This is a genomic window from Fuscovulum sp., from assembly GCA_035192965.1.
GTDB lineage: Bacteria > Pseudomonadota > Alphaproteobacteria > Rhodobacterales > Rhodobacteraceae > Paragemmobacter.
Window position 1 is genome coordinate 1,289,182 of the sequence record CP136571.1, and the last position, 23,126, is coordinate 1,312,307.

The 23,126-nt window shown below is 63.4% G+C and carries 20 protein-coding genes; 12 read left to right on the plus strand and 8 right to left on the minus strand.

The features are described from left to right. Nucleotides 1-3: 3 nt before the first annotated feature. Both RSE12_06345 and glpD read right to left on the minus strand, forming a co-directional pair. On the minus strand, nucleotides 4-1,092 hold the full coding sequence (locus RSE12_06345; GenBank protein ID WRH63950.1) for an ABC transporter ATP-binding protein: 1,089 nt from the start codon (nucleotides 1,090-1,092) through the stop codon (nucleotides 4-6). 9 nt (nucleotides 1,093-1,101) lie between these two features. Continuing rightward, complete coding sequence (glpD, locus tag RSE12_06350; protein WRH63951.1) at nucleotides 1,102-2,697, minus strand: glycerol-3-phosphate dehydrogenase; 1,596 nt, start codon at nucleotides 2,695-2,697, stop codon at nucleotides 1,102-1,104. A gap of 121 nt (nucleotides 2,698-2,818) precedes the next feature. Between glpD and RSE12_06355 the strand changes: the two genes are divergently transcribed. Then, nucleotides 2,819-2,956: a hypothetical protein gene (locus RSE12_06355; protein WRH63952.1), complete on the plus strand. Its 138-nt coding sequence runs from the start codon at nucleotides 2,819-2,821 to the stop codon at nucleotides 2,954-2,956. 18 nt (nucleotides 2,957-2,974) lie between these two features. After that, entirely contained in the window at nucleotides 2,975-3,736 is a 762-nt protein-coding gene (locus tag RSE12_06360; GenBank protein ID WRH63953.1) for a DeoR/GlpR family DNA-binding transcription regulator, read from the plus strand. Between the two features lie 84 nt (nucleotides 3,737-3,820). On the opposite strand, the gene RSE12_06365 is transcribed toward RSE12_06360, so the two are convergent. The 3 genes from RSE12_06365 to xrtD form a co-directional block, all read right to left on the minus strand. Continuing rightward, nucleotides 3,821-4,768, minus strand: coding sequence for a glutathione S-transferase family protein (locus tag RSE12_06365; protein WRH63954.1), 948 nt, complete (start codon nucleotides 4,766-4,768; stop codon nucleotides 3,821-3,823). Beyond that, the gene (locus RSE12_06370; GenBank protein ID WRH63955.1) at nucleotides 4,768-5,577 is read right to left on the minus strand and encodes a VOC family protein; all 810 of its coding nucleotides are present in this window, start codon (nucleotides 5,575-5,577) and stop codon (nucleotides 4,768-4,770) included. The genes RSE12_06365 and RSE12_06370 overlap by 1 nt, the downstream gene beginning before the upstream one ends. A gap of 151 nt (nucleotides 5,578-5,728) precedes the next feature. Further along, on the minus strand, nucleotides 5,729-7,279 hold the full coding sequence (gene xrtD, locus RSE12_06375; protein ID WRH63956.1) for a VPLPA-CTERM-specific exosortase XrtD: 1,551 nt from the start codon (nucleotides 7,277-7,279) through the stop codon (nucleotides 5,729-5,731). A 171-nt stretch (nucleotides 7,280-7,450) separates the two neighbouring features. On the opposite strand from xrtD, the gene RSE12_06380 reads away from it, so the two are divergent. The 9 genes from RSE12_06380 to RSE12_06420 all read left to right on the plus strand — a co-directional run bounded on the left by RSE12_06380 (nucleotide 7,451) and on the right by RSE12_06420 (nucleotide 17,133). Continuing rightward, complete coding sequence (locus RSE12_06380) at nucleotides 7,451-8,359, plus strand: AAA family ATPase (protein WRH63957.1); 909 nt, start codon at nucleotides 7,451-7,453, stop codon at nucleotides 8,357-8,359. A gap of 72 nt (nucleotides 8,360-8,431) precedes the next feature. After that, entirely contained in the window at nucleotides 8,432-9,541 is a 1,110-nt protein-coding gene (locus tag RSE12_06385) for a glycosyltransferase family 4 protein (GenBank protein WRH63958.1), read from the plus strand. A 6-nt stretch (nucleotides 9,542-9,547) separates the two neighbouring features. Further along, on the plus strand, nucleotides 9,548-10,330 hold the full coding sequence (locus tag RSE12_06390; GenBank protein WRH63959.1) for a YdcF family protein: 783 nt from the start codon (nucleotides 9,548-9,550) through the stop codon (nucleotides 10,328-10,330). 337 nt (nucleotides 10,331-10,667) lie between these two features. After that, on the plus strand, nucleotides 10,668-11,480 hold the full coding sequence (locus tag RSE12_06395; protein ID WRH63960.1) for a glycosyltransferase family 25 protein: 813 nt from the start codon (nucleotides 10,668-10,670) through the stop codon (nucleotides 11,478-11,480). Between the two features lie 165 nt (nucleotides 11,481-11,645). Then, nucleotides 11,646-12,632 carry a glycosyltransferase family 61 protein gene (locus tag RSE12_06400; GenBank protein ID WRH63961.1) on the plus strand — a complete coding sequence of 329 codons (987 nt, stop codon included), beginning with the start codon at nucleotides 11,646-11,648 and terminating at the stop codon, nucleotides 12,630-12,632. Nucleotides 12,633-12,674: 42 nt separating this feature from the next. Beyond that, a complete protein-coding gene (locus tag RSE12_06405) occupies nucleotides 12,675-13,781 on the plus strand; it encodes a glycosyltransferase (protein ID WRH63962.1) in 1,107 nt (368 codons plus the stop codon). Continuing rightward, a complete protein-coding gene (locus RSE12_06410) occupies nucleotides 13,778-14,989 on the plus strand; it encodes a glycosyltransferase (GenBank protein WRH63963.1) in 1,212 nt (403 codons plus the stop codon). Before RSE12_06405 ends, RSE12_06410 begins: the two co-directional genes overlap by 4 nt. 24 nt (nucleotides 14,990-15,013) lie before the next feature. Beyond that, a complete protein-coding gene (locus RSE12_06415; protein WRH63964.1) occupies nucleotides 15,014-16,099 on the plus strand; it encodes a glycosyltransferase family 4 protein in 1,086 nt (361 codons plus the stop codon). Beyond that, nucleotides 16,096-17,133 carry an EpsG family protein gene (locus tag RSE12_06420; GenBank protein WRH63965.1) on the plus strand — a complete coding sequence of 346 codons (1,038 nt, stop codon included), beginning with the start codon at nucleotides 16,096-16,098 and terminating at the stop codon, nucleotides 17,131-17,133. Before RSE12_06415 ends, RSE12_06420 begins: the two co-directional genes overlap by 4 nt. On the opposite strand, the gene RSE12_06425 is transcribed toward RSE12_06420, so the two are convergent. The 3 genes from RSE12_06425 to RSE12_06435 all read right to left on the minus strand — a co-directional run bounded on the left by RSE12_06425 (nucleotide 17,130) and on the right by RSE12_06435 (nucleotide 21,314). After that, a complete protein-coding gene (locus RSE12_06425) occupies nucleotides 17,130-17,735 on the minus strand; it encodes a YdcF family protein (protein WRH63966.1) in 606 nt (201 codons plus the stop codon). The two genes, RSE12_06420 and RSE12_06425, sit on opposite strands and share 4 nt — an antisense overlap. 101 nt (nucleotides 17,736-17,836) lie before the next feature. After that, complete coding sequence (locus tag RSE12_06430) at nucleotides 17,837-18,514, minus strand: sugar transferase (GenBank protein ID WRH63967.1); 678 nt, start codon at nucleotides 18,512-18,514, stop codon at nucleotides 17,837-17,839. 343 nt (nucleotides 18,515-18,857) lie between these two features. Beyond that, nucleotides 18,858-21,314, minus strand: a complete 2,457-nt coding sequence (locus RSE12_06435; protein WRH63968.1) for a tetratricopeptide repeat protein — start codon at nucleotides 21,312-21,314, stop codon at nucleotides 18,858-18,860. Between the two features lie 361 nt (nucleotides 21,315-21,675). Between RSE12_06435 and RSE12_06440 the strand changes: the two genes are divergently transcribed. Beyond that, a complete protein-coding gene (locus tag RSE12_06440; protein ID WRH63969.1) occupies nucleotides 21,676-23,124 on the plus strand; it encodes a hypothetical protein in 1,449 nt (482 codons plus the stop codon). The last annotated feature ends 2 nt before the right edge of the window (nucleotides 23,125-23,126 follow it).

A 23,126-nucleotide genomic window follows, 5' to 3' on the forward strand; every position in this document is an offset into this window, starting at 1 on the left:
GGGTCAGGCTGCCGCCGCATAGGCCGCAGGTGCCGCGAGGCGGCCTTCGGCATCAAAGATGTAGACATGGGCGGGGTCGAGCCAGACGCTTACCTCATGTCCGGCGGTCAGGTCATGCACGCCATGTACTAGGCCGACCCAGCGGTCGGAGCCATGGGTCAGGTGCAGGAAGGTTTCCGATCCCGTGATCTCCGTCACGCCCAGTGTGCAGCGGAATTCGACCGCCTGCCCGGAATGGGTGTTCAGATGAAGATGATTGGCGCGGAAGCCGGCAGTGTAGCGGCCATCGGGCAGGGCGGCGAAGGGGCCGTCGGCGGGGGCATTGGCGTGGCCGCCGAAATTGACGCGGTGGCCTTCCTTGACGCAGGGGACGAAGTTCATCGGCGGATCGCTGAACACGCGCGCGGTGGTGGCGTCGGCGGGTTGGCGGTAGACGGTCGGGGTGGGGCCGAATTGCGTGACGCGGCCTTCCCAGAGCGTGGCGGTGTTGCCGCCCAGAAGCAGGGCTTCTTCGGGTTCGGTGGTGGCATAGACGAAGATCGCGCCGGATTCCTCAAATATGCGGGGGATTTCGGCGCGGAGTTCCTCGCGCAGTTTGTAATCGAGGTTGGCGAGGGGTTCGTCGAGCAGCACCAACCCTGCGCCTTTGACCAGTGCCCGCGCGAGGGCGCAGCGCTGTTGCTGGCCGCCCGACAGTTCCAGCGGTTTGCGGGTCAGCATCGGGGTGAGCTTGAGCATGTCGGCGGTTTCCATCACCGCGCGGTCAATCTCGGCCTTTGTTTTGCCCATCAGGCGGAGGGGCGAGGCGATGTTGTCATAGACGCTCATCGCCGGGTAGTTGATGAACTGCTGATAGACCATAGCGACCTTGCGGTCCTGCACGCGCTGGCCGGTGACATCCTGCCCGTGCCAATGCAGCGTGCCGGTGCTGGGCGCATCAAGGCCTGCCATAAGCCGCATCAGCGAGGTCTTGCCCGATGAGGTGGGGCCAAGCAGCACGTTCATGGTGCCTTTTTCCAGCGTCAGGGTCGTGGGGTGGATATGAACCTGCCCCTTTACGACCCGGCTGATGGCTTTCAGTTCCAGCGCCATCCGTCCCCCTTATTCTGCCGCGGGGCTGATGGCCCCGTGGGTTGCCGCGCCTGCCATGAAATCATCCAGTGCGGCGATCTGTTCCTTGGTCATGCGCAGACCAAGCTTTGTGCGCCGCCAGACGATATCTGCGGCGGCGCGGGCGAATTCGTGCTGCATCAGCCAGCGCACCTCGGCCTCGGTCAGGGTGCCGCCGAAATCGCGGCCAAGATCAGCGGCGGAGGTGGCCCCGCGCAGGAGGGTGGCCGCCTCAGACCCGTAGGCGCGGATCAGGCGCGCGGCCCAGTAATCGGATAGGAAGGGGTGGTTGGCCTTGAGCGATGCGGTCAGCGCGGCCACGCCATCATGTGGGAAATCTCCGCCGGGCAAGGCGACGCGGGCGGTCCACGGCCCCTTTGCCTGCGGGAAATAGGGTGTCAGCTTTTCCAAAGCAGACTCGGCCAAGCGGCGATAGGTGGTGATCTTGCCGCCAAAAACATTGAGCAGCGGCGCGCCGTTGCCATCCAGCGACAGAACATAGTCGCGAGTGGCCGCCGTGGCCGATTTCGCGCCATCGTTATAAAGCGGGCGGACGCCGGAATATGTCCAGACGACATCCTTCAGCGTGACGGGCTTGGCGAAATACTGGCTGGCGAAATTCAGCAGGTAATCGCGTTCCGCATCGGAACAGACCGCATCCTTGGGTGCGCCCTTGTGATCCTGATCGGTGGTGCCGATGAGGGTGAAATCCTGTTCATAGGGAATGGCGAAGATGATGCGCCCATCGGTGCCCTGAAAGAAATAGCAGCGGTCATGGTCGTAGAGTTTCTTGGTCACGATGTGCGACCCGCGCACGAGACGGACGCCTTCGGATGAATTGATCCGCGCGACATTGCGGATCACGTCTTCGACCCAAGGGCCGCCTGCATTGACCAGCGCGCGGGCGTGGTGGACCTGCTGGCCATCGGGGCCGTCGGTGGTGATCTCCCACATCTCGCCGGTGCGGTTGGCCGAGATGACGCGGGTGCGCGTCAGGATGGTGGCGCCGCGCTGGGCCGCATCGCGGGCGTTGAGGGAGACGAGCTTGGAATCCTCAACCCAGCAATCGGAGTATTCATAGGCGTGGCGGAACCGCGATTGCAGCGGTTTGCCTGCGGGATCGGTTGTCAAGTCCAGCGTGCGGGTGGAAGGCAGGATCTTACGGCCACCGAGCGTGTCATAGAGGAACAGGCCAAGCCGAATGAGCCATGCAGGGCGGCGCCCCTTCATCCAGGGCATCAGGCGCGACAGGAGGCGACCTGTGGGCGTATCGCCTTCGAACCGCATGTCGGGATGGTAGGGCAGCACGAAACGCATGGGCCACGAGATGTGGGGCATGGCGACAAGCAGGGTTTCGCGTTCCTCCAGCGCCTCGCGCACCAGACGAAATTCGAAATATTCCAGATAGCGCAGGCCGCCGTGGAAAAGCTTGGTCGAAGCTGACGATGTGGCCTGAGCCAGATCGCCCTGTTCGGCAAGCACCACCGACAGGCCGCGACCCGTTGCGTCGCGGGCGATGCCGCATCCGTTGATGCCGCCGCCGATGATGAACAGATCGGCCGTTTCGGGCCTGTTCTTCGGTATCACGCCAGTCTCCTCCCTAGCGGGGGCAGGTTGGAACGAATCTTTGCCATTGGTCAATGCCCATTTTTCGGATTTGCGCGTTTCTTATTGAAGCGAACATTTGCGCGCAAGTGACGTAAGGGAAATGGCTGAATATCAGGGACTTGACCCTGATACGCGCATTTTCGCGCTGCAATGCGGCGTGATTGCCGCGTGCGCGTGCAGAAACTTTTTCGGCTTGATTGCCCGGCTTTCCTTTCCGAAGGTGGGCGATCACGAGTGAAGAAAAAGGAATGCCGGAATGGCGCTGAGTTTCCGTCAGACCGAGATCCTTGAGATTGCCCGCGCCGAGGGGCGGGTGGTCGTCGAGGATCTGGCGCAGCGCTTTGATGTGACCTTGCAGACGATCCGGCGCGATCTTACGGATCTGGCGGATATGGGCCATCTGGACCGGGTGCATGGCGGGGCGGTACCGCGCACCGGGGTGACGAACCTTGGCTATGAGCAGCGCCGCCAGATGAACGAGGCGGCGAAGTCCGCCATCGCACGGGCCTGTGCGGCGGCGATCCCGGAGAACTGTTCGCTGATCATGAACCTTGGCACCACGACCGAGGCGGTGGCGCGGGAATTGCTGACCCATCGCAATATCACGGTGGTGACCAACAACATGAACGTGGCCAACACGCTGGCCGCCAATCCGGGCTGCGAGATCATGGTGGCGGGTGGCGCGCTGCGGCGGTCGGATGGCGGGTTGGTGGGGGAGCTGACGACGCAGTTTTTTGAGCAGTTCAAGGTAGATTACGCGGTGATTGGCGCGTCGGCGCTGGATCAGGACGGCGATCTGCTGGATTTCGATCTGGCCGAGGTGCGGGTGTCGAAGGCGATCATCCGGCAGGCGCGCAAGGTGTTTCTGGTCTGCGACCATTCCAAGCTGGACCGGAGCGCACCGGCACGGCTGGCGTCGCTGTCGGAGGTGACGACTTTGTTCACGGATCAGCCTCTGCCGCCCGAACTGGCGCGGAAATGTGCCGAATGGGGGACCGGGGTGGTGGTTGCCGGGTGAGGTGATCCCGGCGCGCAGGCGCCGGGATGGCCCCGCCGCCCGGTGGGTTGGGTGGCTGTCCCGGGCTGGCCCGGGACAGGTTTCTTACAGGGCGTCCAGCCAATCCAGCCTTGGCCCAAGCGGTACGATGCCCTTGGGGTTGAGCGCCTTGATCGAATAGTAGCCGCGCTTGATGTGATCGATGCTGACTGTCTCGGCGATGCCGGGCAGGCGGTAGACGCGGGCGGTGTAGGCGGTCAGGTGGGGATAATCGGCCAGCTGTCGCAGGTTGCATTTGAACAGGCCGTGATAGGCGGCGTCAAAGCGGATCAGCGTGACGAAGGCGCGGATGTCCGTCTCGGTCAATCGGTCGCCATGAAGCCATGCGCGCCCGTCGGAAAGCCGGGTCTCCAGCGTATTCAGCATGGCAAAGACATCGTGGAAGGCGGATTCATAGGCGGCCTGCGTGGTGGCAAAGCCCGCGCGATAGACGCCGTTGTTCAGCGCGGGATAGATCGCATCGTTCAGCGCGTCGATCTGGGCCGCCAGATCGGCGGGGTAGAGATCGGGGCCGTTGGCGAGTGTCCCGAAGCCCGAATTGAAAATGCGCAGGATGTCGGCGCTTTCGTTGTTGACGATAGTTTGGGTTTGTTTGTCCCACAGGACCGGAATAGTGGCGCGGCCGTTCACGGCCGGATCGGCGCGCGTATAGATTTCATGCATGTAAGTGGCTTGGTTTATGGCATCTGCCCCGGCGACAAAGTGCCAGCCTTCATCGGTGAGTTCGGGTTCGACGATGGAGAGGGAGATGACGTCTTCAAGCTGCTTGAGCTTGCGTGCCATGAGCGTGCGGCTGGCCCAGGGGCAGATGAGGCCGACATAGAGGTGATAGCGGCCGGCCTCGGCGCGGAAACCGCCTTGGCCCGTGGGGCCGGGGCTGCCATCGCGGGTGATCCAGTTGCGGAAGGTGGAAACCTGCCGCACGAAGCCGCCCTGTTCATCCTTGGCCTGAACCGGATCCCATTTTGCGATCCATTTGCCGTTCACGAGCATCAGCGTTTCTCCGTCAGGGTGATCTGGGTGCCCCAGGGATCGGTCAGCCGTGTTTGGCCATCGCTGCGCGCGGCGATAGCGGCAAGGGCGGTGGCGTCTGCGAGGATTTCCACATTGGTCAGGCCGGTCGAGGGGGTGCGGGGGCCCGCGCCGCGGCTGTTCCAGACATTGGTGGCGAGGTGATGGTGATAGCCGCCTGACCCGTAGAAGGCCGCGCCGGGATAGGTGGCGGTCACGGGAAAGCCGAGTGTGCCGGTATAGAAGGCCTGCGCTTGCGCGACATCGCCCACTTGCAGGTGGACATGGCCCACGACCGTGCCATCGGGTGCGCCTGTCCAAGGGCCATCGGCGGCGGCGGCGAGATCGTCAAGGTCAAGCGGATCGGTCGCCATCTGGATGGAGCCGTCCTGTTTGGTCCATTGCGCGCGGGGGCGGTCGACATAGACTTCGATCCCGTTGCCTTCGGGATCGGCGAGATAGATCGCCTCGGACACTTTGTGATCGGATGCGCCCTGAAGGGGCAGGCGGGTGCTGGCCACGTGGTGCAGCCAGCGGGCAAGGGCGGCGCGGTCTGGCAGAAGAAAGGCGGTGTGGAACAGGCCGGCCTCGCGCGGGGAGCGGAGCCGCGCGGCGGGATCGGCGATCAGCGTGATCAGTGCCCGGTTGCCTGCACCGAGAGTGACCTGTGCGGCATCGGCGGTCAGCTTCGCCAGGCCGAGCGCGCGGGCGTAGAAATCGGCGCTGCGGGCCAGATCATGGACTGTAAGCGTGACCCGTCCGATTTCCATCGGGGCTGCGGCGGTGTGCATCGCGGGACTCCTGTGACACTACGTTACCCGCACAGGCCTAGACCTGCGGGCGCTGTTGCGAAAGGGTCCGGGATGCACAGTCTTTGTGCTGCCGTTGCGCCGCTGTCGGGCCGTGCCCGATGGCGGTATCGGGAACGGGGCAGGGGTTTCGTCAGTCGCGGCCGGGGAAGAAGCGCGGGAGGCGGCCGTCAAGTTCGCGGGCCATGTCCTGAAGCCGAAGGTCGGCGGATGCCTCGTCTTCGCCGCGCGCGACGGGGGTGACAAGGCGGACAAGCCCGCCATCCTTGCGCCCGTAAAGCACGCTGTCCCAAAGGAGCCAGAGCTTCGACCCGAAGTCCCAGGCGACCTGCCGCCCGTTTTGCAGGAAGAAGTAATAGACGAGCAGGCGATCTTCGCCCTTCTGGATCAGGGCGCGGTTGATTGGGAAAGGTTTGTTCAGGCCCATTTCCATGCCGATATCGCGCCGGTCGAACGAGGCGAATTCCCAGCCTGAATTGGGAAGGCACACCTCGGGGGAATGCGCGCCACTGGTTGTCTGATCGCGGAACCATGCGGCGAAAACCTCGACCGTGGCATCGGGGCCTGCGGTGAAGGACATCAACGCGTAATCCTGCGCTTGCAGCGTCTGGGCGACGGCGGGATCGAGCGACTGGCGCTCGCCACCGGTCCAGCTTCCGATCTGGGTGGGGAAGGAGCCAAGCTCGGCCCGGGGCGGTTCGACCGTGCGGACAGTGGGGAAGACCTGCCACAGCACGGCGGCCCCGACGGTGACGATGGCAAAGACCGCCAGTGCGCGCGACGGTTCGACCAGCAGGATGCGGCGGGCCTGCGGGACCAGACCGGAGAAATCCAGATCAAGCGCGTCGACCAATGTCGTGTGCCGGCGCTGCAATATCAGCAGCAGGCGGGCCAGGCCAAAGAGCATCAGCACCGAGAGCAGGAAGATCACCCAGCCTTCGAAGAAGTGCGAAAACCCCTCGAGATGTTCTGGCCCCTGATACTGCACGATCAGCCCGGCGATGGCGATGCGCGCCGAGTTCATCACCACAGCGATGGGGGCCGCCGACAGCAGCATGATGGCCTTCATGGTGAAGGAGCCGCGATAGAGGATCGCGAAGATGTAGGAAAAGCTGAGGATCGGGAACAGATAGCGCAGGCCCGAGCAGGCCTCGGCCACGTGCATCTTTATGACGCCGAGGTCGATGATGTAGCCATCCAGAAACACCGGCACATCGGCCAACCGCAGCAGCCAGACGCCCAATTCGGCCGAGATGAGCTGAAGCGTGATGGACACGGTGTAATAGGTGGAGCTTGGCAGGGGCAGCATGAAGCCCAGATGCAGGATCGGCGGCCAGAAGCGCTTTCCCTGTTCCCAGCCAAAGCAGATGAGCAGGATTGCGCCGAACCACAGGATCAGCGCCGTGGCGGTGACCATCGGCGTTTCCACCATCTGGCCAAGGATGCCGAAGAAGACGGACACGGCCAGCAGGGCCAGCCCCGGCCAGCGGTTCACGGGTCCGTGCAGGATCGGTTCGGTCTTGAGTTGGCGCAGGAAAAGCAGGCCTGACAGCACGGGAATAAGCGGCCCGTGGCTGTATTCAGGCATCTGCCAGACAGCGAAGAGAAGCGTGATGCCCGGCCAGAACAGCACAAAAGCGCCGATCAGGGACACGGTCAGCCAGAACAGGCCCATAACTTGCATGGGAAGGGGGGCCGAGAGCGGTTGGGTGCCTTCGGGGCTGTGCATGTTCTGGCCGTGCTTGATTAATCAGGTTTAATTTTACGATACTACAAGGCACAAGGGCGGTGAAGTAAACAGGTCGCGCATGTTCGCCCGGCCTGACACAAGAAACTGGAAGGGACGAGTGCGCGGATGGGTAGTATCCTTGACATCTACACTGGCTATTTCGGGCTGAGCGCCCGGCCATTTGCCATCGCGCCGGACCCGGACATGCTGTTCTGGTCGATGACCCATCGCCGGGCCTATTCGCTTATGGAATATGCCATCGTGACCCGTGCACCGATCACTTTGGTGACGGGTGAGGTTGGGGCGGGAAAGACGCTGCTGGTGCAGCATTTGTTGCGAAATGTGGGTGATGACGTGGTCTTCGGGCTGGTGTCGCAGGTGCGTGGCAAGGCCGAGGATGTGCTGCCTTGGGTGCTTCTGGCGCTGGGTGAACCGGCCGAGCCGGATGACAGCATGGTGGAGCTTTTTTCGCGCTTTGAGGAGCGTCTGATACAGGAATATGCCGCCGGGCGGCGGGTGGTGCTGGTGTTCGACGAGGCGCAGAATCTTTCGGATCAGGCGCTGGAACAGATTCGCACGCTGACCAACATGAACACCGGCACGGACGAGTTGTTGCAGGTGTTTCTGGTGGGGCAATCGGGGCTGCGTGACCGAATCGTCAATTCGGCGCTTCAGCCGCTTGCCCAAAGAATCGGCGCTGCCTGCCATTTACCCGCCATGGATGCGCTGACGACAGGCGAATATGTCCGGCATCGGCTGAAGGCCGTGGGCGGCAACGACGAACTGTTCACCGATGATGCGGTTGACCTTGTGCATGAGCGCACCGGCGGGTTGGCGCGGTTGGTGAACCAGTTGTGCGATTTTTCGATGGTCTATGCCTTTAGCAAGGGCAACCCGCAGATCGACAAGATGACGGTCATGCAGGTGATCAATGACGGGGTGTTCTTTGGCGGGCAGGCGCTGACGGCGCTGGCAGATCAGGATGACGTCGCACATCTGCCTATGTTCCGCGCCCGCACGGCACCGCTGGACTGACCGATGCAGGACAGTCAGGTTTCACGGGCGGACGATACGTCTGTGCCCGGACATGGGCGCAGGTTGCATGTGATGATCACGGCCAATGCGGCCTGGAACATCTGGAACTTTCGCCGCCCTATCGTGCAGTCGCTGTTGCAAGCCGGGCATCGGGTGACAGTGCTGGCCCCTGCCGATGATATGCTGACAGATTTGCAGCGGATCGGCTGCGCGGTGGTGCCGCTGAAGATGGATGTGCGCGGGCTGAACCCGGTGGCCGATCTGGCGCTGGTGCGGCGGTTTCGGGCGATCTTTCGCGAACAGCGGCCCGACGTGGTGCTGAGCTTTACGATCAAGAACAACATCTTTGGCGGATTGGCCGCGCGGTTGACCGGCATGCCCTTCGTGCCGAATGTGACCGGGCTTGGCACGGCGTTTCTGTCCGGCTGGCTGCTTCAGCGGATTGCCGAGGCACTGTACCGGATGGCGTTCCGGGGGCTGCCGGTGGTGTTTTTCGAGAATGACGATGACCGCGCGCTGTTCGAAGCGCGCGGGATGCTGCGGCCGGGGCAGGCGCGGGTTTTGCCGGGCACCGGGATTGATCTGGCGCATTATGGGGCGGTCCCGATGCCGGGACATGCGCCCGAGGCCCCGGTTTTTCTAATGGTGGCCCGGCTGCTGCGCGACAAGGGCGTGATCGAGTTTGTCGAGGCGGCGCGCCGTATCAAGGCAGAGTATCCGCAGGCGCGGTTTCAATTGCTTGGGCCGGCCGGGGTGCAGAACCGGACGGCGATCCATCTGGACGAGGTGCAGCGCTGGGTGGATGACGGGATCATCGACTATCTGGGCACGCGAACCGACGTGAGGCCACTGTTGCAGGCGGCGGATTGCGTTGTGCTTCCATCCTATCGCGAAGGCGCGCCGCGCACGCTGATCGAGGCCTCTGCCATGGCGCGGCCGGTGATCGCGACCGATGTGGCGGGGTGCCGCGCGGTGGTGGATGCGGATATCACCGGGTTCATGTGCCAGCCACGCGATGCAGAGAGCCTCGCCGCGGCGATGCGCCGTTTCCTGCACCTGTCGCCCGAGGCGCGGGCCGAAATGGGGGCCGCCGCGCGCCGCAAGATGGAGCGGGAGTTCGACGAAAGGATCGTCATCGCTGCCTATCATGATGCGGTGCGGGCTGTGACCGCGCGGGGTTGAGGCAGCATGGAAACGGCGGTTTTCATCATCGGAAAGCTGGTCGGGGCGATGCTGCGGATCGAGACATGGCTGGTCGCGCTGGCCGTTCTGTCCCTGCTGGCGCAGGTCCGGGGCAGGCCGGGGCTGGCCCGCGCGCTGACGGGCGGGCTGATTGCCGCGCTGGTGGCACTTGCGGTGTTTCCCATCGGTGCGGCCTTGTTGCGGCCATTGGAGGCCACGTTTCCCGCCAACCCGCCGCTGGCGCAGGTGGGGGGGATCATCCTGCTTGGCGGGGCCGAGGATGTGGCACCCAGCCGCCAATGGGGCGGGGCGCAACTGGGCGCGGCGGGCGAGCGGCTGATGGCGGTGGCCGAACTGGCGCGGCGGTTTCCCGAAGCGCGGGTCATCGTAACCGGCGGCGGCGGCAGGTTGCGCGATGCGGGCGGGGTGGCCCTGTCCGAGGCGCAGATTTCGGCAGGTTTCCTTGAGCGGCACGGCGTTGCTGCATCGCGGATCATGCTGGAGGAGCAGTCGCGGACGACGGCCGAGAATGCGCGGCGCAGCATTGCGGGTGCGCCGGTTGCCGAGGGGGAGGTGTGGGTTCTGGTGACGAGCGCTTTTCACATGCCCCGCGCAATGCAGAGCTTTCAGGCGGCGGGATGGACGGGGCTGGTTCCCTTTCCTGTGGATTATCGCAGTGGCCCTGTCATTGACGGGATCGGATGGGATCTGGCCAGGAATCTGGAGCTGCTGAACATCGCCCTGCGGGAATGGGTCGGGCGGCTGGCCTATCGCATATTGCAGCGCTGAGAGGCGGGTCCGGGCCTGCGAATGCCCTGGGGTGAAGGTTGGAGCAGTTTCAGCGGCGATCATGCCTTTCCACCGGTGTTCGGGGGAATTAAGGATTGTTGCGAAGTCGGGCCGACCCCCAGCGAAGGGGAGATCCGGTCGCAGCGCTGCCGGGACCAGCGTCGGGCCCTTGCGCGGGCGTCACCACAGGGGGGCGGGACAACGGACGGATGAAGGCAGAGCGGGTGTTTGCAATTCGGGCGAAAGACAGGGGACCGGCGCGACGGACAGTTGCGGCAGGAGACCGGCTGAAACACGGGCGGCAGGGACCCGTGCCAGTGATGGCATGTGGGATGACATGACTGCGCCCTTTGCCCTTTTTGTTGTGGCCCATCCCGCCTTTCGCCAGCGATATGAATATATCACGCGCCATCTGGCCGCGCGGTCAAAGCAGACGCCGCGCCTTGTTGGCATTGTGGGGCGGGATGTATTGGCGGCGACGCCCGATCTGCCGCGCCGTTCAAGTATTTTGCCGGGCGAGCTTGGCTGTGCGCTGTCGCATCTGTCGGCCTATCGGACGATGGTGGCTGAAAACATCCCGCGCGCTGTGGTGATGGAGGATGATGCGGCGCTGCCCGAAGGGTTTGACGATCTTGCCCGCGCGGTTCTGGCGGACCTGCGGCGGGGCGAGGTTATCTCGTTCCACAGCCCGAACCGGCAGCCGAACCTGTATTCGTCGCATGGCGCGCGCAGCGTCGGGGGCAGTCTGCTTGTGACGCCGATGCAGGCCCGATCCGTGCGCACGACGCTGTGCTATGCGATCGATCTTGGCGCGGCGCGGGGTATTCTGCGTGGCAACGATCCCGTGGAATTCTGCGCCGATGATTTTGACGCCTTCCATGCGCGGGGATTTGTCAATCACCTGCGCATTCTGAGCCCGTCGGCGGTGGATCTTGCGGCGTTCGAATCCGTGATGGAATATCGGCGCAAGGCGAATGCGATGCGGATCGTCGCCCGGTTGTTGAACCGCACCCCTGGTGTTCGTGAGATACTTCGGCTGCGGCGGCATCATCTGCACATGTCAGGGGACCGCAATCATCGGATCGTGCCGGACCCGTCGCCGCTGATGGTGGGAAATCCGGCATATGAAGAGATGCAGGGTGTGAATTGATGCTTTTGTCTGGACGGGATTTGGACGCGGGCGGATGCTGTGCCTTCCCGATGCTTCGCCGTTCCGGGCTGGTTTGTTCTTGCGATGCCCTTTTTCGGGGCCGTCTTTTCCGGGCTATTATTCCCGGCAGGGTGATGGCGTCTTTTCATTGTGACGGAGCGGACCGTGTCCAAGATATTTGATCCGATCACTTACAGGCCGTTCTACCCCAGAGTCGTCAGGCTGCGCGGTAGATATGTCATCTCGCGGTCGGGTATGCTGCTAGCGCATTGGAAATGGACCTGGGCCAGCATGTATCACCACCCGATCGTGGCCGCGCGTTTCATGGTCGTGACGCTGCTGTCGCTGGTGAAACGGGGGGTGGCGCGGGTTGAAGGCGGTCGGGATCTGGGCCTGATCCATACAGGGTGGACGGCGGGGTACTATCATTGGCTGACCGAGAGCCTGCCGCGCGCGCTGGTGATGCGCGATGCCTTTCCGGACGCGGTGCCGATCCTGCCATCGCCACTGTTTCGAAAATATGCAGGCTCGCTTGAAAAGCTGGGATTTCCGGAGGTCGTGTTCTTTCCCAGTGACGCGAATGTCAGCGTTGGCGATCCGATCCTCACTGAATGCCTGCCGACCTATGGGACGACGGACCCGGCGCTTTTGAAGCGGGTCCGAGACACTATCCTTGGCAATGTCATGGGCGGCGCGGCGGCCAAGCCGTTTCGCATCGTCTATGCTTCACGCGCGAAATCGCGCGGCAGGACTGTCTTGAACGAGGAAGAGGTTCTGCAGGCGTTGCATCCTTTGGGTGTTGAGTTGTATCATTTTGAGGATCTGGATTTTGAAGGTCAGGTCAGGTTGATGCAAGAAACCAAGTGCCTGATCAGCATTCATGGGGCAGGGCTGACGAATATGATGTTCATGCCGGAAGGTGGTTCCGTGATCGAGATCATCCCGAGAAAGCATGGGATTTTTGACTACAAATACGGGCGAAACTCCATCCGGCACGAGCCGTGCTATGTGCGCCTTGCCGATGTGTTCGGGCACCGCCATGCGGCGGTTCTGGGGACGGCGGACAGCAAATGGCATGCGGCCACGGATATGGCCAATGTTCACTTTGATCCGGCAGATGTTGTGGCTGCGGTTGGGCCTGCCGATGCTTAAGGCGGCGGGAGTAAATGCGTCGCGCCCTTTGGTGCGACAGCTTTGGGTGTTCGGGTCGTGGTGAAGGTCTGCCTTCTTTTGCCGGATTTGCGCGGGGGTGGCGCGGAACGGGTGAGCCTTGATCTGGGCCATGCCTTTGCGGCGCTGGGCCATCAGGTGGAGTTTGCCCTGATGCGGCGGTCCGGGGACTTTCTGGCCGAGGCAGAGGCGGCTTTTCCGGTGGCAGACCTTGCGGCGCCGCGCGTGCGGCAGGTGTTGCCCGGATTGACCGCCCATTTGCGGCGCAGCAGGCCCGATGTGGTGCTGGCGGCGATGTGGCCGCTGACGGTGCTGGCACAGGTGGCGCAAAGACTTTCGGGGCATCGGTGCCGGGTCATCGTCAGCGAGCATGGGATGCTTTCGGCGCAGTATGGGACATGGGGATTGGGCCATCGTGTGATGCTGCGCGCCTCGACTATGTTGGGCTATCGGCTGGCGGATGCGCGTGTTGGGGTGTCTGCCGGAGTCGCGGCGGATATGGCGCGGTTGTCGGGGATGGCCGCGTCGCGGTTTGCGGCGATCCATAATCCGTTGCGGCGGCTCGCGGATCCCGAGGTGGGGCAGGTGGCACAGGCAGAGGCGCTTTGGCAGGGGCAGGGCCCACGCATTGTGACGGTGGGCAGTCTGAAGCCGGTAAAGAACCACGCGCTTTTGCTGCAGGCCTTTGCCCGGCTGCCGCTGCCGCAGGCGCGGCTGATGATCGTGGGGCAAGGGCCGGAAGAGGGCAGGCTGCGCCAGTTGGTGGCTGAATTGGGCCTTGGGGAGCGTGTGATCCTTGCCGGATTTCATGCTGATCCGGCGGCGCTTTATGCAACGGCCGATCTGTTCGCGCTGTCGTCTGATCATGAAGGCTTTGGCAATGTTCTGGTCGAGGCCTTGTCCTTCGGGCTGCCCGTCGTTTCGACGGATTGCCCCGCAGGCCCGGCAGAGATTCTGGGTGGCGGGCGCTGGGGCGATCTGGTGCCGGTGCGCGACGCAGAGGCGCTGGCCGCGGCGATGACGGCGGCGCTGTCCAGACCGGTGAACCGCGAGGCGCTGAAGGCGCGGGCGGCGGAATTCGCGCCGGATATCGTGGCGCGGCAGTACCTTGGACTGGTGGGCCTGTCGTGACTGCGACCGTCTATGTCACCCGCAACGGGCTGCTGGAACCGCTGGGGCAAAGCCAGGTCTTTGGCTATGTGCGAGGGTTGTCGCGGGACTACGGGATCACGCTGATCACCTATGAAAAGGATGAAGACTGGGCGGATGCCGACCGGGTGGCAGAGATGCAGACCGCCTGCGCGGAGTTGGGTATCCGCTGGCTGCCGCAGCGGTTCCTGCGGCGGCCCCGCTTGATTGCCCCGGCCCTGAGCATGGTGCGGATGGCCTGGCTTTTGCAACGCGAAGTGAGGGGGCAGGACGCGCGGCTGATCCATGCCCGGTCCTATATTCCGGCGGTTGTGGCGCTGGCGGTTGGTTGGCTTTTGGGGGTGCCCTTCATCTTTGACATGCGCGCGTTGTGGCCGGATGAGCTTATCACGGCGGGACGGTTGCGGCGCGGGTCGCTGCTGCACCGGGCCATCGTTGCCGCCGAACGCGCCTGCCTGCGCCGGGCGGGGGCGGTGGTGTCGCTGACCCATGCTGCGGTTGACCACCTGAGTCGTGTCTATCCGGCAGAGATGGCAAACCAGAGGGTCGCCGTGATCCCCACCTGCGCCGATCTGAGCCGCTTCGTTCCGGCAAGCGCGCCACCCATCGGGCGGATCATCGGATGTCTGGGCACGGTGTTGAGCGGGTGGTTCCGGCTGGACTGGTTGGCGGCCTTTGTTGCGGTCGCGGCGGGGCGCGACCCCGCGCTGATGTTCGAGGTGACCACGCGCGATGACCCGGCATTGGTGCGGGCGGCGATTGATCCGGCGGGTGTGCTGAACGCGCGGCTGCGCATCGGCCCGGCGGCACCCGGAAAGGTGCCAGAGGTGCTGCAGGGGCAGATGGCATCGGTCATGTTCTATGCCGGGGGCGAGGTTTCCGAACTGGGCCGGTCCCCGACCCGCATGGCCGAAATTCTGGGCTGTGGTCTGCCGGTGGTGGCCAACGAAGGCGTGGGCGATGTTGCCCGGATCATCCGCGATCACCGGGTGGGCGTGGTGGTGCGTGGTGGCGCGGAGGCAGAGATGCAGGTGGCCTTCGATGCGCTGCTGGCCCTGCTGGAAGATCCGGACCTTGCCACGCGATGCCGCAAGGCCGCAGAAGAGCTTTTTTCGCTCGATGCGGGGACGGCAGCTTTTGCCACGCTGTATGAGCAGGTGATCGGTGCCGCAGCAGATGCGCGCCGATGACGGCAACAGGGAAGTGATGCGGCGATGACAATTCGTCTTTCGGTCTTGTCGCGATACGCGGCGCTTGGCGCATCAAGCCGGCTGCGAACCATGCTTTACCGGCCCTATCTGGAAAAGGGCGGGCTGGACCCCGACTATCTTCCCTATTTCGAGGATGACTACCTGCTACACCTTTATGCAGGTGCCCCGACACGGCGCATCGCGATAGAGGCGCTCGGGCGGCGCTTGCGTGATTTGCGCCGGGTGGGCGGGGCCGATCTGCTGTGGATCGAAAAGGAAGCCTTGCCGTGGCTGCCATGGGTGGTGGAGCGCATGGCCCTGCCGAAGGGTGTTCCCTTTGCGGTGGATTACGATGATGCGGTGTTTCATCGCTATGACCTGAATGCTTCGGTTGCGGTGCGTGCGGTGCTGGGGAAGAAGCTGGATCACCTGATGGCGGCGGCGACACTGGTCACGGCGGGCAATGCCTATCTGGCGGATCGGGCAACCCGCGCCGGCGCGCGTTGGGTGGAGATCGTGCCGACCGTGGTGGATGCCGAACTGTACCGGGCGAAGACTGCGCCCACCGATTCCGGCCCGGCGCGGATCGGCTGGATCGGATCACCCAGCACCTGGGCCGAATACATGGTTCCGATGATGCCGATGCTGGCCGAAGTGGCAGGCCGTGCCGGGGCGCGGATCATGGCCGTGGGGGCTGGGCGCGAGGCGGGGGTGCATCCTTTGCTGGAAAACAGGCCCTGGTCGGAAGACAGGGAAGTGGCCGATATCCTGGATATGGACCTTGGCCTGATGCCGCTGATGGATACGCCCTGGGCGCGGGGCAAGTGCGGCTATAAACTGATTCAGTACATGGCCTGCGGATTGCCGGTCATCGCCTCACCGGTCGGGGTGAACCGCGACATTGTCCAGCATGGGGTGAACGGCTTTCTGGCCGAGACCGATGCGGATTGGCGCGCGGCACTTTCAACGCTTCTTGCCGATCCGGCGTTGCGCGTGAAGATGGGGCAGGCGGGGCGGGCGATTGTTGAAGAGCGCTATAGCCTTCAAGTCTGGGGGCCGCGGGTGGCAGGGATGTTAGCCCGGGCCGCGACAGGGACGCCAAGCGCATGATCTATGTTCTGGCCTATGTCGCGATGCTGCTGCTGCGCCTGTCGCGTGCGCCGGGGGGGTATGGGCTTCTGCTTGGCGTGGTGTTCGTCTTTTCGGCCTTTCGCTATGAGGTCGGCTGTGACTGGACGGGTTATCTGAACCAGTATGAGGTGTTCGGCAGCCTGCCATTTGCCGAGGCTGTCGCTACACGCGAACCGCTTTGGACGGTTTTGATCGGTTTGCAGGTCAAGCTGGGGCTGCCCTATCCATGGTTGAACGTGATCTCGTCGTTCATGTTCTTTTTCGGCGTTCACAAGCTGGCAAAGCGGCAGCCTGATGCGCTGGGCTTTCTGGTGCTGCTGTTCCCGGTGTTGATCCTGAACATGCCGATGTCGGGTATCCGTCAGGGGGCGGCGGTCGGGATCATGTGTCTGGCCTATCTGGCATTCATTGACCGGCGGCTGGTTCGCTTTGTCGGTCTGGTGCTGTTGGCGGCGGGCTTTCATTCCAGCGCCATCGTTTTCCTGCTGCTGGCGCCGATGGTGACGGGCGGGCTGTCGCGGGGACGGATCGCGCTGTCGCTGCTGCTCGCGTTGCCCGGTGGGCTGGCGCTGATGACGACAGATGCGGTGAATACGGCGACAAGCCGTTATGTCGGCACCAATGTCGATGCGGCGGGGGCGGCCTATCGGGTGGCCTTGCTGGTTCTGGTGGCGATCTGGTTCCTGACGGTGCTACGCCGCAGGTGGCAGGTTACCTTCCCTGCCGATCACAAGCTGGCCGTGATTGGCTCCTTGATGATGCTGGGTCTGCTGGTGGTGCTGCCCGCATCGAGCGTGATTGCGGACCGGCTGAACTATTACTTTATTCCCATTCAGGCGATGATCCTTGCGCGGTTGCCGTTTTTGCCGATGCGCAACGGGCGCGCGCTGGCCGTTGCAGCGCCCTATATCGGGTTGCTGGCCGTGCTTGTGGTCTGGGCGCTGCTGTCGTCGCATTTCCAGAAATGCTATTTGCCGTATCAGACTTGGATATTCGGCCTTCCCGATTTCTAGGGATTGGTGGCGTCCGGCGTCGGCTTGCACAATGCCAGATGGTCCGGGGGCTGCCGAAAGCGGGGCGTCAGCGAGGCAAGCCAAGATAGGATGAACTTGCCCAGTTCTTCCCGCTGAATGGCGCGGTCGGTGTCCGTGATCGGGGGGCTGCTGCGATAAACGCGGATGCCCGGCGGCAGGGCGCGTTCCAACGTGATCGACGCGCGCGGCAGATGCGAGACCGAGCTGATCAGGATCACGCCCGCCTGCGGAGGTAGGGCGCGCAGCCAACAGGCCGTCTCGGCCGCGTTCTGAAACGTGTCCTGTGCATCCGGCGACAGCAGGATGTCACCCGAGCGCAGTGCGGCGCGGGCCGCCGGGGAAAAGTTGAACTGATCGGCCAGCGTTTCGGGTCGCAGGCCAGAACCGATGCCCACCCCGCTGATCAGCAACTGGTCGATGCGGCCCTGATCAAACAGCGCGAGCGCGGCGTCGATGCGGTCGAATTGGCCGGTGAAGACGACGGCGGTTCTGGTTTGTCCCGCCGCGTCGAGCGTGGGGGCAAGGCGTTGGAAGAAATCGGCGACGATCAGAAGCGCAAGAAGCAGGACCGTAGCGATCAAGGCGGACAGGGCGGTGCGGAGAGTTTGCAAGGTCTGTTTACCCGGATGTTTGCCCGGAGGTTGGCGGACGGCACTATCAGGCCGCCGCCAATCGGGGCCCGTCAGCGGGCGCCGAAACCCGTCAGCATGACCACGACGGTCGCGAAAACGATGCCAGTGTCCATGCGGGCCGACCGGTTGCGCACATAGATCGCATCAAGGCGCGCCTTGCGGCAGACGCTTTTGTAATCATCGGCATAGCCAGAGCGCACCTGTGCCAGACCGGTGATGCCCGGCAGTACGGCAAAGCGCTGGGCGTAAAGGGGGATGGTGCGGATATAGACCACGGCGTGATCCCATGCGTCGGGACGCGGACCTACCAGCGCCATCTCACCGCGCAGGACGTTGATCAGGTTGGGCAGTTCATCCAGCCGCGACTTGCGCAGAAGCGCGCCCAGTTGGGTGATCCGGTGGCGATCGAGCGGCGCATCATGGGACCGCACGTCGATCGAAGACGGCAGCATGGTCCGGAACTTCCACATGCGGAAGGAGGTGCAATCCTTGCCCATTCGCTTTTGCCGAAAGAACAGGGGGCCGGGATTGAAGATCGGGTTCAGCACCAGCAGGACGAGCGCAACAGCAACAACCATGGGCGCAGCAAGCAGGGCGAAAAGGATGTCGAAGCTGCGCGCAAAGAGATAGCGCTGACGCTGCCTGCCCTTGGCGACGGGGCCCGTGTAAACGCTCGCGGGCGCAACAATATCCGCCCCAACCATATCAAAAGTATCATCCAATTTCACGTCCGGCCCCTGGCAGCTGTGGCAGCAGAAGAGTGGGAAGTCCCACAATCCGAATATACATGAAGGTTAACGAAGGTTACGTGTAAAACGCTGCCCGAGATTAAGAATGTGGAAAAAATCGGGCAGGATTGGTTCGAAATGCAGAATTATGGCCGTAAATTGGGCCGTTCGGGCATAATTCGGCACGGCGGATTGGCGAGAGTTTGCTCATCGTTTCTGCGGCGCGGCTGCGGCCTTTGCGAAGGCCATGCGTTTTTGCAAACCCTGCCCGTCTTGGGCGAAGTTGGTGGAGATTTACGCCTTTTTCGCCACTTGGCGCAGAATCACCAGCCGGTTAACGGGGTCACGGCTGGGGCTGGGGCTGGGGCGCGGATAGATCCTGCAACAGGGTGCGGGCGCGGTCCACACCCGGCCAAGGCGCGGTGGCGGCCAGATCGAGCGCGCGTGCCACAGCGACCTTTGCCTCATCGGTTCGGCCAAGGGCAGCGAGGACGGCGCCGTAATGATACTGAACCGACGCATCCTCGGTCAGTGCGGCGGCGGCGGCCTCCAGCTTAGGTAAGGCGGCGGTGGAATCGCCGGTCAGGTGCAGCAGCCATCCATAGGTGTCCTGCAACGCAGGCACTTCAGAGGAGCGAAAGCGCCGGGCAATGCGGAAGGCGCGGTCGATCGTGGCGGCATCGTCCACGGTTTGCGACAACAGGCTGGCAAGATTGTTTGCGATCAGAGGGTTGGCGCTGTCTTCGGCATAAAGCGCCTCATAGATGCCGATGGCACCGGCCACGTCCCCTTGTGCCTGAAGGCGCGATGCGCGGATCCAGCGCAGGTCGACCGAGCGCGGCTGTGCGGTCAGCCCAGCGTCCAGCACCTTGCCGGCTTCGTCTGACTGGCCTTGCGCTTCCAGCAGGGTATAGAGCGCCCGAATGGCGCGTTCATCCGCGGGGTCCGACTCCAGCAGGGTGCGATAAATCCCAATGGCGGCGTCGGGGCGTTCCCCGGCCTCATCCAGAATAGCCTGACGGTGCAAGAGCGGGCGCGATTCGGGCTGCTTTTCGAGGGCAGCGGACAGCACGGCGGCGGCCTCATCCTGCCGGTCTACCTGAAGCAGGGCGTCGACTTTCAGCAGCGCCCAAGGGGCCGGATCTTCGGCTGCCGCGATTTCGCGGTCGAGTATGGCCAGCGCCTCATCCGGGCGTTCCTGCGCTAGAAGGACTGCGCTTTCCAACTGGTTCGCGGCAGATTGCGCCTCGGGCGCGTCGGACGATCTGAGAAGGCCCAGCAGTTGCCCCGCCAGCGCCCAATCTGCGCTGTTCAGGGCTATTTCCGACAACATTTCGACCAGACCAAGATCGGCCGGGTTGTTTTGCCACGCCTGATACAGCACGGAACGGGCAACCTCGGCCCGGCCCTGATCTTGCAGCAGGCGGCCATAGTCGCGTGCATAGGAAGGCTCGCGTGGTGCCACTTCCACCGCGCGGCCCAGCGTTTCCGTCGCCAGATCAACCGATCCGTCGCGCAGATAGGCCGCGGCCAGCGCGGCGAGGATGCGGGCGTTGTTCGGATCCTGATTCAGTGCCGTGCGCAGGTCGATGATCGCGTCTGACACTTGATCGGCGTTGATGCGCCAACCCGCGCGCAGGAGCAACGCTTCGACATGCGAGGCGTCTTCGGCAAGGATTTCGGCGACGACGGTTTCGGCCTTTGGCTGGTCACCCATGGTCGTGAGCATTCCGGCATAAAGCGACTTGATACGCCGGGTCTGATCCGAGGCAGGGGCCGCGGCGATGAGTTCGGCGATCGCGGTCAGCGCGGCCTGCCGATCACCTGTTTCAAAAATGATCGAGGCTTGCAGGGCGCGGTAAAGGTCTGCCTTGGGATCTTCGGCATTCGCAGCGATCAGGGGGTCAATCTCGGCAAGGGCCGCATCCGGCCCCTTGGTGCCGCGCAGAAAGTCGATCAGGGCAAGGTGGCCTTCGGCATCGGCTGTAGCCTCGCCGGCGCGTTCGCGCAGGAAAGCCTCGGCCCCGGCGACATCGCCGCGCGCCAGATACCATTGCAGCAAATTGCCCGGAAGCTCTGCATCGGTTGGGAACAGCCCGATCATCAGCCGGAACTGGGCCACGACGGCATCAGGCGCGTCCTGTTCCAGCAGCAGACGGAGCTTCAGATCCTGAAGGCTGAAATCCTTTGGCTGCTGTGCCAGCGCCTGTTCGATCAGGGGCAGCGCGCTTTGCGCCCGGTCCTCAGACATGGCCTGATCAATGGCGATGCGCAGCAAAGCCGGATCATCGGGGCGGTCGGCGCGCAGCTTGGCCGCCTGTTCGGCAATGCTGCCGCGCTGGGCTGTGTTGTTGTCGGTGACGGCCCGCTGATAGTCGCGCGCAAGGATCAGGCTGATGACACGGGGATCGGCGGCGCTGATCCGCTGCGCTTCGGTAGCGGCGGCCTCGAAATCCGGCCAAGCACTTTGGCTGAGCAGGATGGTGGCGATGGCGACCCGCGATTCGAGATCGTTGGGCTGTAGATCGGCCAGTTCCTTGTATTGCTGATAGGCCCCGGCCAGATCGCCGGTTTCCAGCAGGGTATCGGCCAGCACCTTGCGCGCGGCATGCAGATCGGATTGCAGCGACAGCGCGTTGCGCAATTCGACCAGCGCGCGCGGTGTGTCACCTTCGGCAAGCAGGGATTGGGCAGAGGCGAAATGACCGGCGGCCTTTTCTTCGGTGCTCTGACAGGCGGCAAGCAGCAAAACCAGAGCGAGGGCCGCGGGGAACCGGGGAAACAGTCCTGAAACGGGCATACCAATTCCTTCATTCCAAAACGACTGCCCGCAAGGGCGGCTCTGCATCCCTGTGCCGCGGGAGGATCGGTTGTCGTGTTCACTGCGGCGCATCCACAACGGCGCCTGTTCAATCGTTGATCACTTTGCACACAGCCTTCGAATTCAGTGGGATGCCGGGTGGACCAAAGGTAGTCAACTAGTATTAATGTCAGGGCTGGTAGAACGAAGAGCTTTAGGACATGCAGGCGAGTGATGATTGTCGGCGGGTTGCGCCGAATGTGGATGACCGGTCGATGAATGGCTCTGAACAACCGCAAGCGGTCGCTTTGCATAACGCCGCCCCGCGGCGGTTGGGCCTGTGGAACAGGGGGGGCGTGCGGTGATCGAAGAACAGTCCGGTTCGATTGATCTGCCCTTTGTCCTCTCGCGCGCGCGGCGGTGGCTGTTTCTGTTCCTGTTCGTCTTTGTGACGATTGCGGGGATCGGCCTGATCGTCGCGCTGATCTTGCCGACGGTCTATCGATCAGAGGCCCTGCTGGTGGTGGAGTCCGAGCAGATCCCTGATGATCTTGCCCAATCGACGGTCCGCACCAAGGCGGGCGAGCAATTGCAGATCATCGAACAGCGTGTTCTGTCGCGCGAGGTTCTGATCAATCTAGCCGACCGGTTGGACATCTTTGCCGCTGAGGGCGTGACGGATCCTGAGGCATTGTCCTCTGGCGTCATCGTCGAGGATCTTCGGTCGCGCATCCTGATCACCCCGTCCAATGACGGCCCGCGCGCGGTTGGGGATGCAGAGGCCCTGCTGGTGCGTATCGCCTTTGATTCGCCCAATCCCGATGTTTCGGCTGCGGTGGCCAATGAGCTTGTGACGCTCATCCTTGAAGAGGATGTCGCCACCCGCATCCAGCTTGCCCGCCAGACGCAGGCGTTTTTCCAGCAAGAAGTGGCGCGGCTGGAGCAGGAGCTTTCGGCCCGTTCGCAAGAGATTCAGGCCTATAAGGAAGAAAATATCAACGCGCTACCAGACAGCCTGATGTTCCGCCGGCAGGATCTGGCGATGATCGAAGAACGTATGGTGCAGCTGGACCGGGATCGCCGGGTGCTGTTGGATCAGATTGACCGGATCGACCGGCTGACGGGCGCGCAGCCCACGGAGCCGAGGGCCGATGACGGCACCGGGGTGGAGCGGGAGCAGGTCACGACGCGCGATGTTCGGCGCGGCGATCTGGTGACCGAACTGTCCTATCTGGATCAGGAGCGCGACCAACTGATGGCGCGGTCCGCAGCCCTGACCGAGACGATTGCCGAAACGCCCCGCGTGTCGATCCGGCTGGAAGCGCTGGAGCGTGATTATCAGAACGTGCGGAGCCAGTATGATCTGGCGATTTCCAATCTGGCAAAGGCCGAGATCGGCGAATTGATCGAGAGCCTCGCCAAGGGGCGGCGGATCAGTGTGATCGAACAGGCCGTGCGGCCCGACCGTCCTTATAGCCCGAACCGGCCACAGATCGCCCTGATCGGGATTGCCGCCGCGCTGGCCACGGCCATCGGGTTGATCGTGGCGCTGGAAACCCTGCGCAATGTCATCCGCCGACCCGAGGACATCACTGCGGTGATCGGTGACCGGATGATCATGACGCTGCCCTATGTCCGCACGCGCAGTGAGATGACGACCATCTGGATGGTCAGCGGCCTGACACTTGTCGTCGCTTTGGGCCTTGCTGCTTTTGGGTGGCAGAATTCAGCGGAGCTTGGCCGGATGCTGGCCGAAGTTCTGGACAAGATGAAGACGTTAGTGCCCGCTGGCACTGTGGGAGGGGTGTAGGC